At 69.0% G+C, this 18,875-nt stretch carries 18 protein-coding genes; 6 read left to right on the top strand and 12 right to left on the bottom strand.

From position 1 onward, the window contains the following. Position 1: 1 nt before the first annotated feature. Genes QNJ12_RS00890 through QNJ12_RS00865 form a run of 6 tightly spaced genes read right to left on the bottom strand, consistent with a single transcriptional unit; the run spans position 2 to position 7,061 of the window. On the bottom strand, positions 2–949 hold the full coding sequence (locus tag QNJ12_RS00890) for a hypothetical protein (protein WP_300617650.1): 948 nt from the start codon (positions 947–949) through the stop codon (positions 2–4). Between the two features lie 13 nt (positions 950–962). Beyond that, positions 963–2,000: an ABC transporter ATP-binding protein gene (locus QNJ12_RS00885; protein ID WP_300617648.1), complete on the bottom strand. Its 1,038-nt coding sequence runs from the start codon at positions 1,998–2,000 to the stop codon at positions 963–965. After that, positions 2,000–3,073 carry an ABC transporter ATP-binding protein gene (locus QNJ12_RS00880; protein ID WP_300617646.1) on the bottom strand — a complete coding sequence of 358 codons (1,074 nt, stop codon included), beginning with the start codon at positions 3,071–3,073 and terminating at the stop codon, positions 2,000–2,002. Before QNJ12_RS00880 ends, QNJ12_RS00885 begins: the two co-directional genes overlap by 1 nt. Continuing rightward, positions 3,070–3,978 carry an ABC transporter permease gene (locus QNJ12_RS00875; protein WP_300617644.1) on the bottom strand — a complete coding sequence of 303 codons (909 nt, stop codon included), beginning with the start codon at positions 3,976–3,978 and terminating at the stop codon, positions 3,070–3,072. The genes QNJ12_RS00880 and QNJ12_RS00875 overlap by 4 nt, the downstream gene beginning before the upstream one ends. Then, on the bottom strand, positions 3,975–5,177 hold the full coding sequence (locus QNJ12_RS00870; protein WP_300617642.1) for an ABC transporter permease: 1,203 nt from the start codon (positions 5,175–5,177) through the stop codon (positions 3,975–3,977). Before QNJ12_RS00870 ends, QNJ12_RS00875 begins: the two co-directional genes overlap by 4 nt. Before the next feature lie 45 nt (positions 5,178–5,222). After that, positions 5,223–7,061 (bottom strand): ABC transporter substrate-binding protein, encoded by a 1,839-nt coding sequence (locus QNJ12_RS00865; RefSeq protein WP_300617640.1) that lies wholly within the window; start codon positions 7,059–7,061, stop codon positions 5,223–5,225. A gap of 140 nt (positions 7,062–7,201) precedes the next feature. On the opposite strand from QNJ12_RS00865, the gene QNJ12_RS00860 reads away from it, so the two are divergent. Together QNJ12_RS00860 and QNJ12_RS00855 are read left to right on the top strand one after the other, a co-directional pair. Beyond that, positions 7,202–8,020 carry a PPK2 family polyphosphate kinase gene (locus QNJ12_RS00860; protein ID WP_300617638.1) on the top strand — a complete coding sequence of 273 codons (819 nt, stop codon included), beginning with the start codon at positions 7,202–7,204 and terminating at the stop codon, positions 8,018–8,020. A gap of 67 nt (positions 8,021–8,087) precedes the next feature. Further along, the gene (locus tag QNJ12_RS00855) at positions 8,088–8,585 is read left to right on the top strand and encodes a phosphoribosyltransferase (protein WP_300617636.1); all 498 of its coding nucleotides are present in this window, start codon (positions 8,088–8,090) and stop codon (positions 8,583–8,585) included. A 33-nt stretch (positions 8,586–8,618) separates the two neighbouring features. Here QNJ12_RS00855 and QNJ12_RS00850 read toward each other — a convergent pair whose 3' ends face one another. Further along, the gene (locus QNJ12_RS00850; protein ID WP_300617634.1) at positions 8,619–9,689 is read right to left on the bottom strand and encodes a site-2 protease family protein; all 1,071 of its coding nucleotides are present in this window, start codon (positions 9,687–9,689) and stop codon (positions 8,619–8,621) included. A 108-nt stretch (positions 9,690–9,797) separates the two neighbouring features. Here QNJ12_RS00850 and QNJ12_RS00845 point away from each other — a divergent pair, with 108 nt between their 5' ends. The 3 genes from QNJ12_RS00845 to QNJ12_RS00835 all read left to right on the top strand — a co-directional run bounded on the left by QNJ12_RS00845 (position 9,798) and on the right by QNJ12_RS00835 (position 13,103). Next, on the top strand, positions 9,798–11,057 hold the full coding sequence (locus QNJ12_RS00845; RefSeq protein ID WP_300617632.1) for a Zn-dependent hydrolase: 1,260 nt from the start codon (positions 9,798–9,800) through the stop codon (positions 11,055–11,057). A gap of 67 nt (positions 11,058–11,124) precedes the next feature. Next, positions 11,125–12,726 (top strand): NAD(P)/FAD-dependent oxidoreductase, encoded by a 1,602-nt coding sequence (locus QNJ12_RS00840; RefSeq protein WP_300617630.1) that lies wholly within the window; start codon positions 11,125–11,127, stop codon positions 12,724–12,726. After that, the gene (locus QNJ12_RS00835; protein ID WP_300617627.1) at positions 12,726–13,103 is read left to right on the top strand and encodes a 6-carboxytetrahydropterin synthase; all 378 of its coding nucleotides are present in this window, start codon (positions 12,726–12,728) and stop codon (positions 13,101–13,103) included. The genes QNJ12_RS00840 and QNJ12_RS00835 overlap by 1 nt, the downstream gene beginning before the upstream one ends. 177 nt (positions 13,104–13,280) lie before the next feature. Here QNJ12_RS00835 and QNJ12_RS00830 read toward each other — a convergent pair whose 3' ends face one another. The 5 genes from QNJ12_RS00830 to QNJ12_RS00810 all read right to left on the bottom strand — a co-directional run bounded on the left by QNJ12_RS00830 (position 13,281) and on the right by QNJ12_RS00810 (position 18,468). After that, positions 13,281–14,516, bottom strand: a complete 1,236-nt coding sequence (locus QNJ12_RS00830; protein ID WP_300617624.1) for a Rieske 2Fe-2S domain-containing protein — start codon at positions 14,514–14,516, stop codon at positions 13,281–13,283. Positions 14,517–14,619: 103 nt separating this feature from the next. Further along, positions 14,620–15,858, bottom strand: a complete 1,239-nt coding sequence (locus QNJ12_RS00825; protein ID WP_300617621.1) for a hypothetical protein — start codon at positions 15,856–15,858, stop codon at positions 14,620–14,622. Between the two features lie 52 nt (positions 15,859–15,910). Beyond that, on the bottom strand, positions 15,911–16,789 hold the full coding sequence (locus QNJ12_RS00820; RefSeq protein WP_300617618.1) for an ABC transporter permease: 879 nt from the start codon (positions 16,787–16,789) through the stop codon (positions 15,911–15,913). Then, positions 16,786–17,487 (bottom strand): ABC transporter ATP-binding protein, encoded by a 702-nt coding sequence (locus tag QNJ12_RS00815; RefSeq protein WP_367281735.1) that lies wholly within the window; start codon positions 17,485–17,487, stop codon positions 16,786–16,788. The genes QNJ12_RS00820 and QNJ12_RS00815 overlap by 4 nt, the downstream gene beginning before the upstream one ends. Before the next feature lie 165 nt (positions 17,488–17,652). Beyond that, positions 17,653–18,468, bottom strand: a complete 816-nt coding sequence (locus tag QNJ12_RS00810) for a phosphodiesterase (RefSeq protein WP_300617610.1) — start codon at positions 18,466–18,468, stop codon at positions 17,653–17,655. A gap of 64 nt (positions 18,469–18,532) precedes the next feature. On the opposite strand from QNJ12_RS00810, the gene QNJ12_RS00805 reads away from it, so the two are divergent. Next, positions 18,533–18,841: a TIGR03792 family protein gene (locus QNJ12_RS00805; protein WP_300617607.1), complete on the top strand. Its 309-nt coding sequence runs from the start codon at positions 18,533–18,535 to the stop codon at positions 18,839–18,841. The last annotated feature ends 34 nt before the right edge of the window (positions 18,842–18,875 follow it).

Here is an 18,875-nt window from a genome sequence, read left to right as displayed (position 1 = left end):
CTCACCACCGCGACATCGGCAGGATCCGCTGGCGTGGTCCGAATGCCGGCGCCTTGCCGGCCGTGCTGATCAGCGCCCACAGGACGCGGCCCCGCTGGCCCCGGTACGGCTCGAGCAGCTCGAGCATGCGGTCGTCGTCGGCGCGCGGTTCGCCTGCGAGCGCCCAGGCGACGGTGTTCGGGAAGTGGTAGTCGCCCACCGGGAGGGCGTCCGGGTCGCCGAGGCACGGTCCGAGCACCGATCCGATCGTCCAGACGCCGACACCCTGCAGCAGCCCGAGCTTGTCGGCCGCCGTCTCGCTTCCGGCGGCGGTCCACTCCCACAGCTTGTCTGCGTGGCGAGCGACCTCGGTCAGCGGTCGTGCACGCTTCGTCTCGATGCCGAGCGGGTGGAACCACCACGCCGGGCGACGGTGCAGCGACGCCGGAGACGGGGGGAGCAGCAGGTCTCCGACGACGTCGCTCGGACCCGGCGCGGGTTCGCCGAGCTCGCGGCACAACCGCTGCCACTGCCGGATCGCCTCACCGGCCGTGATCCGCTGGGCGATGATCGTCGGTAGCAACTGGTGATACAGGTCGTGCGAGGCGCCGATCCGGGTCCCCCGCCGCACGCGGAGCGCACGCTCGACGGCAGGGTGCGCGTCGGGGAACGCGATCGCCTCGTCGGCGGCGCCGGTGAGCGCGTCGACGGACGCGAGCAGCCAGCCGCCACCGGGCCCCCATGCATCGGCCGTCAGGCCGGCGTCGGTGACCGGTGCCGGGTCGTCGGCCCAGCGCAGGCGCAGCGTGCCGGGACCATCAGGGGTCAGCGTCGCCCGGAGGAAGGAGTTCCCGTCGAGCCGCGTGGTCGGGTCGCCGAAGCCGTTGCGGTAGATGCTCAGGGTCGCGCGCAGCGACCTCGGCGCATCGATCGCGACCCACGCGGTCGTGGCGGTGCTGGCCCGGGGCATCGAGGCGACGGTATCAGCGAGCGGTCGTCGCTGCGGAGGACCCGGTGCCACCGATCTCGACCCGCGTCTCGATCGGATGATGGCAGGCGACGAAGTGGTCGTCGCCGATCGCTCGCATCACCGGCTCGGTGGTCATGCACAGCTCGTCGGTGTTGGGGCAGCGAGGGTGGAAGCGGCAGCCCGACGGGGGATCGACCGGCGACGGCGGTTCGCCGGTGATCGAGGTACCGGCGACGTGCGTCTCGGGATCGGGCACCGGGATCGAGTCGATCAGCACGTTGGTGTAGGGATGCGCGGGATGTGAGTACAGGGCATCGCTCGATGCGACCTCGCACAGCTTGCCGAGGTACATCACGGCGACCCTGTCGCTGATGTTCTTGACGACGGCGAGGTCGTGGGCGATGAAGATCAACGTGAGGCCGTATTCGGCCTTGAGGTCCTCGAGCAGGTTGAGTACCTGTGCCTGCACGCTGACGTCGAGTGCCGAGACGGGCTCGTCACAGATGATCAACGACGGATCGAGCACCAGCGATCGGGCGATCGAGATCCGCTGGCACTGGCCCCCCGAGAACTGGTGCGGGCGGCTCTCGGCCGCTCGCGCGGGGTCGATGCCGACGTGCTCGAGCACGTCGTCGACGAGCGCAGCGCGTTCCTCGGCGGTGCCGCGTTGCCAGATGTCGAGCGGATCGCGCACACTGTCGCGGACGGTGCGACGCGGGTTGAGCGACGAGATCGGGTCCTGGAAGATCATCTGGATGCGTGTGCGTGCCTCGCGCAGCGCCCCATGGTCGAGGGCCGTGAGGTCGGTGCCCTCGAAGACGACCGACCCTGATGTCGGCTCGGTGATCTGCATGATCGCCCGGCCCGTGGTCGACTTGCCGCAGCCCGACTCGCCGACGATGCCCAGCGTCTCGCCCTCGAGCACGTCGAAGCTGATGCCGGCGACGGCACTCACGGTCGCGTGGCGACCGATCGGGAACTCGACGACGAGGTCGGCGACCCGCAGCACGGCATCGCCGTCGCGAAGGTGGGCGTCTCCGCCGCCGGCCATCAGTCTCCGCCTCCGGAGACGGAGACGGCCGTCATGATCTCGGCGTCGCGTTCTTCGAACTCGGGCGATCCGACCGGGTACCAGCACGCGTAGACGTGGTCGTTGCGGCCCGCCACCGTGGTGAGCGGCGGCTCCTCCTCACGGCATCGATCTCGTGCGTAGGCACAGCGGGGCGCGAACCGGCACCCCGCCGGCGGGTTGACGAGATCGGGCGGGCGGCCTGGGATCGTCAGCAGCCTGGTGTGGCTGGCGTGGTCGAGCTTGGGGATGCTCCGCATCAGCGACTTCGTGTACGGCATCTTCATGTTGGCGAAGAGCTCTCGCGTCGGCGCCTTCTCGACCAACCGCCCGCCGTACATCACCGCGATCTCGTCGGTGTGGCCGGCGACCACGCCCAGATCGTGGGTCACGAGGATCACCGACATGTTCCGGTCGCGGCGCTGCTCGCCGATCAGGTCGAGGATCTGGGCCTGCACGGTCACGTCGAGCGCCGTCGTCGGCTCGTCGGCGAACAGGAGCGTCGGGCCGCAGGCGAGCGCGATGGCGATCATGACGCGCTGGCGCATACCGCCCGAGAGCTCGTGCGGGAACTGGTCGAGGCGCTTCTCGGGTTCGGGGATGCGGACGTCGCGCAGCAGCCGCTCGGCGGTCTCGGTGGCGTTGACCTTGTCCATGCCGAGGTGGATCTGGAGCGGTTCGGCGATCTGCTTGCCGAGCTTCATGAGCGGGTTGAGCGAGACCATCGGGTTCTGGAAGACCATCGACATCTCGCGGCCCCACAGGTGTCGCATCTGCTTGGCGTCGAGCCCGAGCACCTCCTGGCCGGCGAAGCGCACCGAGCCGGACAGCACCGCCGTCGAGGGCAGCAGGCCCATGATCGTCCGGCTCAGCACCGTCTTCCCCGAGCCCGACTCGCCGACGATCCCGAGCGCCTTCCCGCGCTCGAGCGTGAACGTCACCCCGTCGACCGCCCGGACCAGGCCGCGCTCGGTGCGGAAGTGCGTCCGGAGGTCGTCGACCTGCAACAGGACGCCTTCGGTGACGCGCCCCTCGGTCTGGACGTGGACGTTCACAGCGAGATCTCCCGGACGTCGAAGTAGGCGCGGAGCTTGTCGCCCGCGTAGTTCAGCGCGAGCACGGTGAGGAAGAGGATGAAGATCGGCGAGAGCGAGATCCAGGGGGCGTTCTCGAGGTCGCGCGAACCCGAGCCGAGCAGGATCAGATTGCCCCACGTCTCCTCCTTCTCGACCGAGAGGCCGAGAAATGCCAGCCCGCCCTCGGCGACGATCGCCACGGCCATGCCGAGCAACGCCAGCGCGCCCATCGGGATCACGACGTTGGGGAGCAGTTCCCGGACGATGATCCGCGAGTGGGACGCGCCGAGCGTGCGTGAGGCGATGACGAACTCGCGCTCGGCGTACTGGATCGTCGTGGCCCGGGCCAGGCGGCCGACAGGTGCGATTGCGAGGAATCCCAGGGTGAGCGAGATCGTGACCAGGCCGCGGTCGAGCAGCGACGTGATGAGGATCGCCAGCACGAGCGCAGGGAAGGACAGGAGCACGACGAAGACGAACGAGACGACGCGGTCCCACCAGCCCCGGAAGTAGCCCGCGAGTGTGCCCAACGTGCCCCCGATGACCATCCCGAACGCGATCGCGACGAAGCCGACGACGAGCGACACGCGGGCACCGAAGATCGTTCGCGAGAACACGTCGCGGGCGTCCTGGTCGGTGCCGAACCAGTGGGTGGTGGACGGCGAGTACGGCGGCCGGCCGAAGTCGGGGTTGACGAGGTTGGCATCGGGGTCCTTGAGCGGCAGCCACGGGGCCAGCAACGCGGCGAGCACGATGGTGACGAGCCAGCCGACGCAGAGCCAGAACGCCCAGCCGAGCGTCCGCCTGACGCCCCCCTCGTCGGGCGCCGCATCCTGCTCGAGCGAGCCGGAGAGGTCGGCCGAGAACTGGCCGGACTCGCTCACCGGCGCACCCTCGGGTCGATCAGCGAGTAGAGCACGTCGACGATGACGTTCACCGCGACGAACGCGACGGCGATGATCATCACGATGGCCAGCACCACCGGGAAGTCCTCGGTCACGACCGCCTCGACGACGGCCGAACCCAGGCCCGGCACGCGGAAGATCGTCTCGACGATGAGCGATCCACCGATCAGTGCACCGGTGTTGATGCCGAAGACGGTGACGAACGAGAACAGCGACGGCCGCAGCGCGTGTTTGAACAGGATGTTGCGCCGCGAGACACCCTTGCTCCGCGCCATGAGGATGAAGTCCTCCTGGAGGGTGGTGATCAGGTCGGTCCGCAGCAGCCGCTGGTACACGGCCGCCGCCGGCAACGCGATCGTCAGGGCGGGCAGGAACATCTGCCAGACGCGAGAGAGGAACGGATCCGCGGCGTTGAACGTCTGCGGAAACCAGCCGAGCCTGATCGCCAGGAGGTACTTGAGCACGACGCCGAGCGCGAAGTTGGGGAGCGCGATGATCAGGAACGTCGAGAACGTGGAGGCACGATCGACGACCGTGTTGGCCTTGGAGGCCGACCACAGCGACCACGGGATGGCGATGACCGTGGCGAGCAGCTGCGCCATGATCAGCAACATGGCCGAGCGTGGCAGCCGCTCTTTGATCAGGTCGGTGACCGGCGGCTCGCCGGTCTTGCTGAACTGCGGGCCCATGTCGCCGGTGACGAAGTCGCCGAGCCATCGCACGTACCGTTCGGGTAGCGGCCGGTCGAGGTAGAAGCGCTCCTCCGCCTCGGCGACGTCGGCCAGCTGTTCGGGTTCGGGTCCGTTGAGCACGGCGCTGCCCGGGCTGACACCGTCGGCGATCGAGACCAGGCCCGATTCGACCGCGACGCTCTCGAGCGGCGCCACGGTGTCGGCACGGCGGGGGAGCGTGTCACCCTCCGCGACGAGCACCGACTCGCCGGCCGACAGCTCGTCGGGTCCGTCGAGCAGGACGAGGCCGACCGTCGGGTTGTCACGCGCCGCCTGGTAGGCGTAGCCGTCGATCTGAGCGGTGCCCTGCACGTCCTTGGCCCGCGCGACCGGGCCCAGGATGTTGAACAGCGGGTCGCCCAGCGTGTTCATCGCCCCGAACGTCAGCACGCTGACCGCGAAGAGCAGGAGGAGCGCCGTGCCGAGGCGCTGGACCCAGTAGTTCATGGGGCCTCGGCTCGACGCGTCGGCCTGCGGGCGGGACCCACCGGTTCAGCTCATCCAGACCGAACTGAACCACGTGCGACCGTTGGTGGCACAGGCGAGCGATGTGCCGTCGGGCGCCGTGCGATCGCAGACGCCGCGCACGTCCTCGTCGAACGTGTTCGACCACATCGTGTGGTTGAACAGGACGTAGAGGTAGTCGTCGTTGACCTTCTGGACGAGCTCTTGCAGCAGGGGCACGCGATCGGCGTCGTCCGGCGTGGCCATCACGTCGAGGATGAGGGCGTCGCGATCCTCGTCGCAGAACCGGGGCCAGTTGAGCGAGATGCCGCCGATCGTGCGGCACAGCAGCCACACGTTGTCGTTCGTCGGGTTGGCCGAGCCGAACTGGCGCCACGTGACCACGTTGTACTGACCGAAGGCGGTCTGGCTGATGTGCTCGTCCTGGAGCAGCTCGTTGAACGTGACGTTGAAGGCGACGCTCCACCCCTCGTCGAGCAGGTCGGCGATGCGGGTCTGGACGACCGAGGGACCCGACCACTGCAGCTCGATGTTGATCTTGCCGTCGGTGCAGGTCGGTGTGCCGAGCAGGTCGTTCGACTCGGATCCGCGCTCGGCGCAGTACTCCGCGGCGAGGGCGACGGCACCGTCGGGGTCGTCGTGCACCTGCGTCACGTCGGGGTTGTAGAACGGGCTCTCGGGGATGAACATCTGCTCGGCCGGCCGGTTGACGCCCAGGCCGATCAGGTCGTTGTACAGGTCGACCGGCGTGGCCCGGGCGAGGGCTTCGCGGGCGCGAATGTCGTCGAAGGGAGGAGCCGCCGAGTTCATCATCGCGAACGACTCCTCGGACGCGTCGATCTCGACCCGCTGCAGCGACTCGTCGTCGCGCAGATCGAGGATCGATGCCTGGTTGGTCGTGTGCAGCGCGTCGAGCTCGTCGCCGAACAGCAGCTCGTTGCGGGCGTCGGGGTCGGGGACCGGGAAGAACTCGACGGCGTCGAGATAGACGTCGCCGCCCCACCAGCTCTCGTTGCGGACGAACCGGGTGACCGAGTCCTCGCTGCGGCTGTCGAACATGAACGGCCCGGTGCCGACCGGCGCCTGGTTGAGCGAGCCGTCCTCCGCCGCGGCGGTCAGCCACGCCGGCGAGGCCACCATGCCGAGCTGCGCGGTCTGGGCCGTCGGGAACTTGGCGTCGGGCTCGAGCAGGTTGAACTGCACGGTCAGGTCGTCGACGACCGTCGTCGCTCCCTCCTCGGGGAAGAACGGCTTGACGGCGAGGCCGACCAGCGGGTGCGCCCGCTGCGCCTCGAAGTTCACGACGACCGCATCGGCGTCGAGCGGCGTGCCGTCATGGAACGTGACGCCCTCGCGGAGCTTCATCGTCCACGAGGTGAAGTCCTCGTTCGGCGTGTACGACTCGGCGAGGTACGGCACCCACTGGCCGTCAGGCGTGAGGGCGGCGAGCGTGTCGAACACCGCGTTGCCCATCATGAGGCCCGACACCGCGAGGCTCGACTCGGCCGGGTTGAGGCCGTTGACGTCGGCTTCGAGGCCGTAGCGGAGCGTGCCGCCGAACACCGGATCGTCGGTCTCGGGCGGCAGCGTCTCCTCGGTCGGCGTGCCGTCGGACGGGTCCTCGTCGGTGGTGGCGGCGTCGTCGCCGGTGTCGCCGCCGTCGCCGCTCTCGGTGGTGTCACCGGTGTCGCCGTCGACCTCGTCGCCACCGCCCTCGTCCTCGGCGGCCTGATCGGTGTCGTCGTCGGATTCGGCGACGCTGTCGTCATCGTCGCCGCCGCAGCCGGCGGCGATCAGGCCGAAGAGCACCGGAATGGCGAGCCGTCGCATGGTTCGACGCGTGTGGGCTCGGCGTTGGGCAGTCATGTCGGAAGGGTCCCCCTTGGCAGGTGCGGCGACGGTCGCCGGTCAATTTGTGACGGACGTTACATGATGCTCGCGCGGAGCGTTGACTCATCCTCACGGTCTGTCGTCAGACTGTCACACCCGCGAGTACGGTCCCGATCATGGGAAACACGAGCACCGACCCCGTCGTCAAGCGCTGCCTCGCTCGGCACGACGTCGACCTCGACGACCACGATCCTCGCGAGACGTTCGGCTGGGAGAAGGATGCCGCGAGGGGAGCGTTCGAGGACGAGATCGCGATCGTCTCCGACCTGCAGAAGCGGCTCTTCGCCGAGGAGCGGACGGCGCTGCTCGTCGTGCTGCAGGCGATGGACGCCGGCGGCAAGGACGGCACGATCCGGTCGGTGCTCACCGGTGTCAACCCGGCGGGCGTCGACGTGAACTCCTTCGGGGTGCCGTCCGACGAGGAGCGCAAGCACGACTACCTCTGGCGCGTGCACGCCCATGCGCCCGAGAGGGGTCTGATCGGCATCTTCAACCGCAGCCACTACGAGGACGTGCTCGTCGTGCGCGTGAAGGGGCTCGTACCGCAGAAGGTCTGGAAGAAGCGGTACAGCCACATCCGCGACTTCGAGCGCATGCTCGGCGACGAAGGCACCCACATCGTCAAGATCTTCCTGAACGTCTCGAGCGCCGAGCAGCGCGAACGGCTGCAGGACCGGGTCGACGACCCCGACGAGCGCTGGAAGTTCAGGCTCGGCGACCTCGACGACCGTGCCCTGTGGGAGGACTACATGAAGGCGTTCCGGGACGCCATGCGGGAGACGACGACCGACGACGCGCCGTGGTACGTCGTGCCCGCCGACCGGAAGTGGGTGCGGAACCTGGTGGTGGCGAAGATCCTGCATCACCACCTCGAAGCGATCGACCCCCGGTACCCGCCTGCGGAGGAGGGGCTCGAGGGCGTCGTCGTGCCGTGATCGGTGGTGCCGGGGCACGGCACGGCCTCTTCTCCCGGTCGACGGTGCGCGGGTAGCGTGCACGCCCATGTCCGAAGAGCGCGAGATCTTGACCTGGGACCTGTTCGGCGAAGCGTCGCGAGCGCTCGCGCAGATGATCGCCGACGACGACTACGAACCCGACATGATCCTCTCGATCGCCCGCGGTGGTCTGTTGATCGGCGGTGCCATGGGCTACGCGCTCTCGGTCAAGAACACCTACACGATGAACGTCGAGTTCTACACCGGCGTGCACGAACGGCTCGAGGTGCCGCGCATCCTGCCGCCGGCACCCGACTTCGTCGACCTGCACGAAGCCAAGATCCTCATCGTCGACGACGTCGCGGACACCGGGCACACGCTCAAGAGCGTCGAGCAGTTCTGCGAGGGCAAGGTCGGCGAGGTCCGCACCGCGGTGATCTACGAGAAGTCGCACTCGGTGGTGAAGTGCGACTACGTCTGGAAGCGGACCGACCTGTGGATCAACTTCCCGTGGAGTGACAAGCCGCCGGTCGCCAAGCGCGACTGGAGCGTCGCCGATGCCTGATGGCGGGCTCGTCGTCCGCTGCGGGTCGAGGATCTAGAGGCCTGCGGCGCTGAGCTGTTCGCGGAGGCGCCTCGGCGGGACCATGCCGATCAGGCGGTCGTTCTCCCACACCGTGACGACCGGGCGTGCCGGGTTGAGACGGGGGAGCACGGTCGACAGGTCCTCGTCGGGCGAGGCCTTCGCGGTTCGGTCGAACGGCACCATCATCTGGGTGAGCATGACCCAGGGGCGCTCGTCGGCCGGGATCGACCAGAGCTCGTCTTCGAGCACGAGACCCTGCGGCCTGCCGCGTTCGTCGGTGACGGCGACGCCGCCCGCCAGGCCGAGGCGCGTGCGCTGCCACAGCATCGAATCGGCGTCCATGTCGGTGCCGGCCTCGGCGACACCGAACCAGGTCAGGTCACGCACCTTGATGCCGTCGAAGCGGCGGGCGATGCCGGCAGCCGTGATCTCGACGCGGGCGTTGACGGCGATGAAGGCACCGGTGATCATCAGCCAGATGCCCGACTGCTCGCGGAGGATCAGGCCCATGCCGAGCGCGGCGATCATCCAGCCGAGGACCATGCCGGCCCGTCCGGCCTCTTGTGCCGCCCGGTGACGGTCGCCGTGGCGGGCCCAGCGGACCGCCTTCAGGATGCGGCCACCGTCGAGGGGCGCGCCGGGCAGGAGGTTGAACACGGCCAGGAGTGCGTTGATGAGGCCGAGCCAGCCGAGCATCGCGCCGATCTCGCCGCCGGCGCCGTCGAGCAGCCACCAGGCGCCGAGCGCGAGGACCGAGACGGCCACGCTTCCGAGCGGGCCGGCGGCGGCGATCCACCCCTCGGCCTTGGCGGTCGGCGACTCGCGGCTGAGGCGGGCGACCCCGCCGAGCGCCCAGAGCTGGATCGACTCGGTGTCGACGCCGAATCGGCGAGCGGTCAACGCATGTGCGAACTCGTGGACGAGGATCGACGCGAGGAACGCCACGAGGCCGAGCGCTCCGGCGAACCAGCCGATGGCCTGCGCCAGGCTGGCGCCGAGGAGCACGGCGATCAGCCCCACGCTCCAGTGGATGTTGACGTCGATGCCGAGGATCTTGCCGAGCTTCAGTGAGCCGGTGTTCATGATGGGGTGGGTCTTTCTGGCACCGAACGGCCGGTGCCGTCATGAAGTTCAACCCCCGCTCACCAGCCGCTATTCCGGGGCCGTCGCCCGTGGCTACTGTCTCGGCTCGTGACCGACATCCCGGAGCTCCGCATCGACGCCGACCGCCTGGTCGCGCGGATCGAGGCGCTCGGCGAGATCGGAGCCGTGCTGGGCCCGAACGGCGAACGCGGTTCGTCGCGGCTGGCGCTCACCGACGACGACCGGCAGGGGCGCGACCTGGTGGTCACCTGGATGCGCGACCTCGGCCTGCGCGTCGAGATCGATCGGATCGGCAACGTGTTCGCGACTCGCGAGGGGAGCGATCCCACGCTCGCCCCCGTGATGACGGGATCGCACATCGACACCGTCGCCACCGGGGGCAGGTTCGACGGCAACCTCGGCGTGATCGCCGGCCTCGAGGTGATCGAGACGCTCATCACGCACGACGTCACCACCGAACGTGGGGTGACCGTGGCGTTCTTCACCGACGAGGAAGGCGCCCGCTTCCCGCCGGACATGCTCGGCAGCCTGGTGTACGTCGGCGGTCTCGGGGTCGAGGACGCGCTCGACGTGCGAGCCGTCGACGACGGCGCACGGCTCGGGGACGAGCTCGAGCGCATCGGCTACGCAGGCCCGCGCCCGGCGCCGGCGGCGGCGTTCCCGCACTGCTTCGTCGAGCTCCACATCGAGCAGGGCCCGATCCTCGAGGACGCCGGCGTCACGATCGGCGTCGTCACCGGCGTGCAGGGGATCTCCTGGACCGAGCTCATGATCTCGGGCCGCTCGGCACACGCCGGGACCACGCCGATGCGGCTGCGGCGCGACCCGATGCTGGTCGCAGCGCAGATCACGTCGTTCGTGCGCGATCTCACCGGCGAGCTGGGTGCGGACCAGGTCGGCACGGTCGGCCGGCTGGACGCCCATCCGAACCTGGTCAACGTCGTGCCGGCGTCGGTCACGCTGACCGTCGATCTCCGCAACACCGACGAGGAGGCGCTCCAGCTCGCCGAGGAACGGACCCGGGAGTTCGTCGCAGCCGCAGCCGGCGACGAAGTCGTCGAGGTCTCGCAGCGGAGCCTCGCTCGCTTCGCGCCGGTGGAGTTCGATCCGTCGATGGTCGACGCCGTCGAGCGCGTGGCACGGAGATTGGGCCACTCGACGCAGCGGCTGCCGAGTGGTGCAGGACACGACGCGCAGATGCTCGCCCGGGTCTGTCCCACGGCGATGATCTTCACGCCGAGCGTCGAGGGTCTGAGCCACAACATCGCCGAGCTGACGCACCCCGCCGACCTCGCGGCCGGCGCCGACGTCCTGCTGCACGTCCTGCTCGAACGCGCCGGCGCGTGAGCCGACTCGGCACAACGGGTGAGCCCCCCGATCCGGGCTCCACTACCGTCCGGGTCCGGAGGTGGGCATGACGGACGCGACGGTGCTGGTGGTGGGTGGTGGGCACAACGGCCTGATCTGCGGCGCCTATCTCGCGAGGGCCGGCGTCGACACCGTCCTGGTCGAGGCCCGCCCCGACGTCGGCGGTTGCGCATCGACTGTTCACGACCTCGACGCACGGTTCAACATCTGCAACTGCGACCACACGATGGTGCGCGGCATGCCGATCATCGACGAGCTCGATCTCACGGCGTACGGCCTGCGCTACCTCGAGTCCGAGGTGAGCGCCGTCCACCAGTTCCACGACGGGACCGAACCGTGGCTGTTCTTCCACGACGTCGAGCGCCACCTCGACGCGCTGCACCAGACCCATCCATCGCAGGTCGCCGGGTACCGCCGCTACCTCGACGACGCGCTGCCGGTCGCCCGCCTCGCGCTCGAGATGGCGAGGACGACGCCCTCGACGGGGCGGATGCTGCGTCGGGTGGCCGCCCACCGTGCCGCCGGCGCGGCACGCCTGCTCGATTGGAGCCGGCGCAGCGTCATCGACGTCATGGCGGAGTACTTCGACGACTGGCACCTCCCACTCCCCGGCATCAGTACCGGGCCGACGGTCTGGGGCGCGCCGCCAACCGCGCCCGGCACCGGCACCGCCGCGGCGCTGTACGCGACGCGCCACCTCCTCAAGACCGGGCGACCGGCCGGCGGGAGCGGCGCCCTCACCGATGCGACGCGTGCGAGCTTCGAGGCGGCGGGCGGGCGTGTCCGCTGCGACAGCCGCGTGTCGGCGCTCATGGTCAGCGACGGGGCCGTCCTCGGCGTGCAGCTCGAGAGTGGGGAACGTCTGACCGCCGACGTCGTCGTCGCCGCCTGCGACCCGCATCGGGTGTTCGTCGACTGGATCGACGACCCGCCACCAGCCGCGCGGCGACTGGTCGACGACTGGCGGGCGCGGCCCGTGCAGGACGGCTACGAGTCGAAGATCGACGCGGTGCTCACCCGGTTGCCGCGGTTCGCGGTGGCCGATCGACTCGACGCCGTTGCCCCGGGCGCCGACCTGCTCGCCCCGACGAGCGTCATCTCGCCCTCGCTGGAGCAGCTGGCCGAGGCCCACGAGCTGCGCGCTGCCGGTCGCGTCGCGCCGGCTCCGACGATGCTCGTCAACGTGCCGACCGTGCTCGACGCCGACATGCAGGTTCGCGAGGGGGAGCACGTGCTGTCGCTCGAAGTGCTGTTCACGCCGTATGCGCTCGAAGGCGGTTGGGCCGGGTCGAGCGAGCCCGAGCGCTGGCTCGCAGTGCTCGACACGTTCTACGAGCCCGGCACGCTGGAGATCGACCGGTGGCGGGCGATGACGCCCGATCGATACGAACGGGAGTTCTCGATGCACCGTGGTCACACGCCGTCCTTCGCGGCGGCACCGCTCGTGACGCTGCTCGGGCGCCAGCGCGAGACGACGCGGCACCGCACACCCATCGACGGCCTCTACCTGTCGGGTGCCGGCACCTTCCCCGGGGCCGGCGTCTTCGGAGCGCCGGGCCGCAACGCAGCCGACGCGGTGCTCGCTGACCTCCGGCGGTCCGGTCGGCCGGGCTCGTCCATCCGTCGACCGGGGAGGAGGGCGTCCTGATGCGGATGACGCTGAGCGCATCGGTGCAGGCCCGGTGGGGCCACCGCGTCGACGGCTTGATCCACACGCACGCCTGGACCGTGTCCGCCACCCTCGCCGGGGACCCCGGCGGCGACAAGGTGTACCCGGCCGACGACCTCGAGCATCTCCTGCTCCGGACCGTCGAACCGTGGCGCCACCACTACCTCACGAGCGAGGACGTGGGGGAGTGGAAGGGCTACACGCCGCTGTTGTGGGACCGCGAGCCGACCGTCGAAGAGATCGTCCGCCGGCTGTGGGACGCCCTCGTCGTCGAGCTCCCGACGCTGCACTCGGTCTCGCTCGAGGAGGCCAGCGAGTTCGACCGGTGCCGCATCGTCGAGCTGACCCGCGACTGAGTTGATCGGGCTTCGCCGTCCGGCCGAGCCGGATCGGCTCCACCTCCCGAGCTCACCGTCTCCGCAGCGGCGCCTCGGCCCCGCCGCTTCGACGCTCGCCCGAGTACACCCGCGACTGAGTTGATCTTGCTTCGCCGTCCGGCCGAGCCGGATCGGCCGAGTCGATACGCGAGCGGTTCAGTCGGCGGGCTGCTCGAGCGTGTGTGCGAGGGGGATCGTCGACAGGTCGGTCTCGGGGCCGACGATGTAGTTGCCGGCGATCACCGACTGCACGGCACGGGACTCGTCGAACTCCACCCCGGCCGGGTCGAGTCCGTCGGCCACACGTCGAACCTGCTCCTTGAACTGGCGGCGGACCATCGACACGCCGCGGTCGCTCGACGACAGTCGCTCCTCGGAGTGCAGCGTGATCGCGCCCTGTCCCACCTGCGCCTCGTAGTCGCCGGGGTAGCGCTGGTGCTCGTCGTCGGTCAGGTCGAACCAACTCTTGCCGTCGCCGTACACCGGAAGGCCCTGCGGCGGGCGGCCCCTCGGCTTGCGCACCATCGCGTACACCCGCGTGTTGGTGTCGTCGATCGGCAGGGCCCACGAGAGGTTGTTGGTCGTGCCGAGCACCGTCAGCGTCGGGGTCGGGATCACACGCATCGTCGGCATGCGGACTTCGGTGATGCGGTGCAGCGTCGTGCCGTCGGGGAGCTCGCGGTCCTGTGTCGCCGTGACCCCGATGTCGTTGCGCTGCCAGTCGATCTGCGGCCAGATCTCGAGCCTCGGGTCGAACTGCGGCCCGCTGATCGCGTTGTGCAGGATGAACACGTGATACGGGTCCATCGCGTTCTCGTGCGTCTGGAACCAGTTGCACGGCGCATCGGAGGGGCCGCCGAACGCGAAGTGATCGACGATCACGATCTCCTCCGTGTCGGGGTCGAGGCCCTCGAAGATGTCGTAGCGGGGGAACACCGGCTGCTTGTCGGCCGGCCCGAGGTAGGCGAAGACCAACCCGTGGTACTCGACGACCGGATACCAGGGCTGGCGGTACGAGTCACGGTTGCGGCCGCGGTCGGGTTCGCACGGCTGATCGAGACAGCGGCCGTCCTCGGCGAACAGCCAACCGTGGTACGGGCAGCGGATCCCTTCCGCTTCGACCTTGCCGTAGTACAGCGTCGTGCCGCGATGACAGCACCGCGGCGTGACCAGGCCGGGCGCGCCGTCGAGGGTGCGGAACAGGACGAGATCCTCGCCGAGCACCCGGACCTCCCGGGGCACCGCCGTGGCCTCACTCGACCGTGCAAACGGGTGCCAGTACCGCCGCAGCAGCTCGCCCGACGGGGTGCCGGCGCCGACCTCGACGAGCTCGCTGTCCCAGGACCCGGTGGCTCGCCCGTACGCCCGGCCGTCCCCGCTCGAGTTGCCCATCGGTGCAGTCTCCCAAATCGGCGATCGACCACATCACGCGGACCGGGGACCGGCGCGTGAGCGCCGGCCCCCGGTGCGGCACGGGATCGTGGTCAGGTCGCCGTCAGAATCCGATGCTGTCGTCGATGAACTCGTTGGTGATCAGGTCGTCGACGCCGAGGTCGTCGGGGATGTCGAGGCCGGCGTCGCGGACCTGGTCGATGACGGTCTGGACGCGGGCTTCTTCCATGTTGCCGACCGTCGAGTCGGGACCGTTGCCGACCAGGCCGAGCTCGGTCTGCTTGGCGATCGAGAAGTCGGCCAGCTCGGGGCTGTACACCCAGAAGTCGGCGTACTGCTCGACCGCGTCGACGATGATCGCGTTCGCCCGATCAGGCGACGCCGAGTAATCGACCACGGCCTGCTGCATGATCGGCACCACCTGCTCCAGACAGGGCCGCAGCGTCTCGAGGTCGGCGGGACGCACCCCGATCGTCTGTGAGTACACCTGGAACCCGGCATCGTGCAGGGTCTGGAACGCAACCGGCTTACCCCACTCCTCGAACTCGAACTCGTAGGTGTACACCTCCGCTGACGCGAAGCCCTGCTGGGCGATCGCGCCGCCCTCTGAGATGAACCGCGCCGGCGAACCGTCATAGGACGGATCGATCTGATCCTCCGACCAGATCCCCTGGGCGACGAACACGTCCGCGAACGTGCCACCCGCGAACAAGTTGATCGTCACCCCGGCCTCACCGAGATCCGCGATCGTCTCGACATCGGGGTACGTCTCGGGATCCCACATGATGATCTGCGGGTTCTGCTCCAACGGCGCCAACACCGACAACAACGGCGTCTCCTCGAACCGCAGGATCTGCCCATCGGTCGTCGCATAGCCGAGATGGATCGAATCATCGGTCGCCATGTACGACGCCACCGGCGCGAACCCGATCGCCGGACCACCCGTGCGGACCTCGAAATCGATCCCCAGATCCTGACCACCCAACACCATCGAACCCGACACGATCTTGTTGTCCGTATCGACCGTGTAATCGTCACCGATCAACTCGTACAGCATCCCGTGCTCAGCCTCGGGGAACCAATCCGTCTGCACCACCAACGGACTCGGACACACACCCGACAGATCAACACCCACCGCCGACTCACCACCACCATCACCGGCGTCCGCGTCGGCGTCTGCGTCGGTGCCGTCGGTGGTGTCGCCGTCCGCTCCGTCGTCGGCGTCGGTGGTCTCGGCTTCGGTCGTGTCGGTCGCGTCGTCGTCATCGTCGCCACATGCGGCGGCGATGACACCGAAGGCCAGCACGGTTGCAACGATCCGTGATCGTCTGTTCCTCTTCATGACCCCTCCCCAGGGTTCGTTCGATGCAGTGGGTGGTTGAGAATGTCGTGGCTCACGCGCCGGCCGCGTCGTACCACTTGCCGATCACACGGTTCTGGATCCAGCCGAAGAGCAGGAAGACGGCCACACCGAGCACCGAGGACATGATCACCGAGGCCAGCAGCTGCTCGCCGTCGAGGTTGTTGGCGTAGCGGCGGAGCAGCTGGCCGATGCCCACGTCGCCGCGGCCGAAGAAGAAGTCGCCGACGATCGCACCGATCACCGACAGGCCGGCCGAGATGCGGAGGCCGGCGAAGATGGCCGGCAGTGCGGCGGGGAACATGAGCTTGCGCAGCCGTGTGAGCCGCGACGCGCGGTGGAGGGTGAACAGGTCGTGCATGCCCCGCTCGGCCGACTGCAGCCCGAACAGCGTGTTCACGATGATCGGGAAGAGCGAGATGATGATGCACACCACGACGCGTGAGCGTTGCCCCGTGCCCCACCAGAAGCTGATCAGCGGCACGATCGCGAGGATCGGGATCGCTTGGAGCGTCACCATGTACGGGAAGATCGCCCGCTCGAACAGCTTCGACTGGCTCATGATGATCGCAAGCGAGAACCCGATCGCGATCGAGATGGTGAGGCCGATGACGGCGACCCTGGTGCTCGACCACAGGCCCTGGAGGATCTCGGAGAAGTTGTCCCAGTCGAGGAACCCGACCTCGAGCACGAGATGCGGCGGCTCGAGCAGGAAGCGGCGGGTGTCGTCGAGCATGACATACGAGACGAAGTACCAGCCCGCCAGCACCAGGATGCCGAGCACGACGGGCGGCAGGACGTTGAGCGCGATCGTCTTCGCGCGGCTGGGCCCGGCGGGGACGACGGGCACGTCGTCGAGCGACACGTTGGTGGGCGTCGCGCCGGTGCCGGCCTGCTGATCGGTGACCGTCATGCGTGGGATCCTCGCAGCTCGTGGGAGATCTCGCCGCTCAGCCGGGCGAAGTCGGCGTCGAACCGCAGCTCGGGCGATCGCGGGTACTCGAACGGCACCTCGAACTCGGCCACGATCCGGCCGGGCCGTGCCGACATCACCAGCACCCGGGTGCTCATGAACACCGCCTCGCTGATGCTGTGGGTGATGAACAGGCCGGCGAACCCCTCGCTCTGGAAGAGCTGCTGCGTCTCCTCGTTCAGGTGCTCTCGGGTGATCTCGTCCACCGCGCCGAACGGCTCGTCGAACAGGAACACCGGGGGGCTGAGCGTCAGCGTGCGGGCGAGCGATGCCCGCATCTTCATGCCGCCCGAGAGCGACTTCGGGTAGTGGTTCTCGAACCCCGACAGCCCGACGAGCTGGATCGCCTCGTGCGCCTTCCGTCGGCGCTCGTCCTTGGGGACGTCGTGGAGCTCGCCGAACAGCTCGACGTTGCCGAGCACGGTGCGCCAGTGGAGCAGCGTCGCGTCCTGGAACACGTAGCCGATCCGTTGTCGATCGACCTCGACGGTGCCGGAGGTCGGCTCGAGGAGACCCGAGGCGATCTTCAGCAGCGTCGACTTGCCGCAGCCGGAGGGGCCGACGATGGTGACGAACTCGCCCTTGCTGACGTCGAACGAGACGTCGCGCACGGCCTCGGTGCCGTCGGGGAAGACCATCCCGATGCCCTGGAACGACAGGGACTCGGTGCCCACGGCGCTGGTCACCGACACCGATCCCGACCCGTTCGCTCGCCCCTGTACCGCATCGCAGATGCACCGTAGCCCGCGCGATCCGGCGCCTCACCACGAAGCCCCGTCGCGGCGCGACGGTTCACGGGCCGTTCACACAACCGGAACATGCTCGCTCCAGCTCGGGATCCATCGGTCGTGGCCGCCCACCTCGACCGCGTGCGAACGGAGACCAGATCGCGCGTCCCAATCGTGGAGCGCGAACGCAGGCGGCGCATCGGTGTAGGCGACCGGCCCGTCGTCGAGCCCGAGGTGGAGCTGGGCCGCCGTCGCCGGCCAGCAACTCGCCACGGTGCCGCCGAATCGGGTGTGGATCGTCCGGTGCAGATGGCCGCACACGACCGCTTCGACGTGTGGGTGGCGCTGCACGACCGCCGCCTCCTCGGCGGATCCGGTCAGCCCGTACGCATCCATCCGTTCGAGGCCCGTGCGGAACGGCGGGTGGTGCTGGGCGATGATCGTCGGGTGGTCAGGTCGATCGGCGAGCGTGTCGTCGAGCCATGACAGCTGGTCGTCGCTGAGCATGCCCCGGTGCTCGCCCGGAATCGTGGTGTCGAGGACCACGATGCGCAGCGGGTGCTCGTCCACGGTGAAGTCGATCGGGTCCGCCGGGGTGCCGGCGGGAAGCACGTCGGGATGGCGAGCGCGCAGCTCGGATCGATCGTCGTGGTTGCCCATCACCGGCACCGCCGGCGGGTGCAGCCGGCCGAGGATCGTGTCCAGCCGGTCGTACTGGCTGCTCGTGCCGTCGTTCACGAGGTCACCGGTCAGCAGCACGAGATCGACCGCTGGGCGGAACGCGTTCACCACATCGACGACGTGCGTCAACCGATCGGCCGAGTCGACGCGATCCGCCATGAGCGCACCCTCGTCGACGATGTGGCAGTCGGTGATCTGTGCGATCCGCATCCCGGTCACAGTAGGAGATCCGTCCGGGAGGGTGGCACGGTGCCTCCGACTAGCGTCGCAGGCCATGGTGGTCGAGTTCCTCACGTTCAGCGTGCCGCCCGAGAGCCGCGACGAGTGGCTCCGCGTCGAGGAGCACCACTGGACCCGCTTCCTCGAACGCCAACCCGGGTTTGTGCGGAAGGAAGTGTGGTGCTGCCTCGACGATGTCCATCGTGTGCAGGCCGTCATCTGGTGGGAGTCGATGGAGGCCTGGAAGTCGATCCCACAGCACGAGCTCGACGAGGTGGCCAGGGCGATGGGGCCGTTCGAACGGATCGCGAGCTGCACGGCGTTCGAGCGGGTGCGCATCACCGAGCACGACAGGAGCGACTGACGACGTCGAGTCGACCGCGCATCGGGCGCCTTCT

The organism is Ilumatobacter sp., from assembly GCF_030065885.1.
Lineage (GTDB): Bacteria > Actinomycetota > Acidimicrobiia > Acidimicrobiales > Ilumatobacteraceae > Ilumatobacter.
Note: the sequence above shows the minus strand (reverse complement) of the source record. Positions and strands in the feature narration are given on the sequence as shown.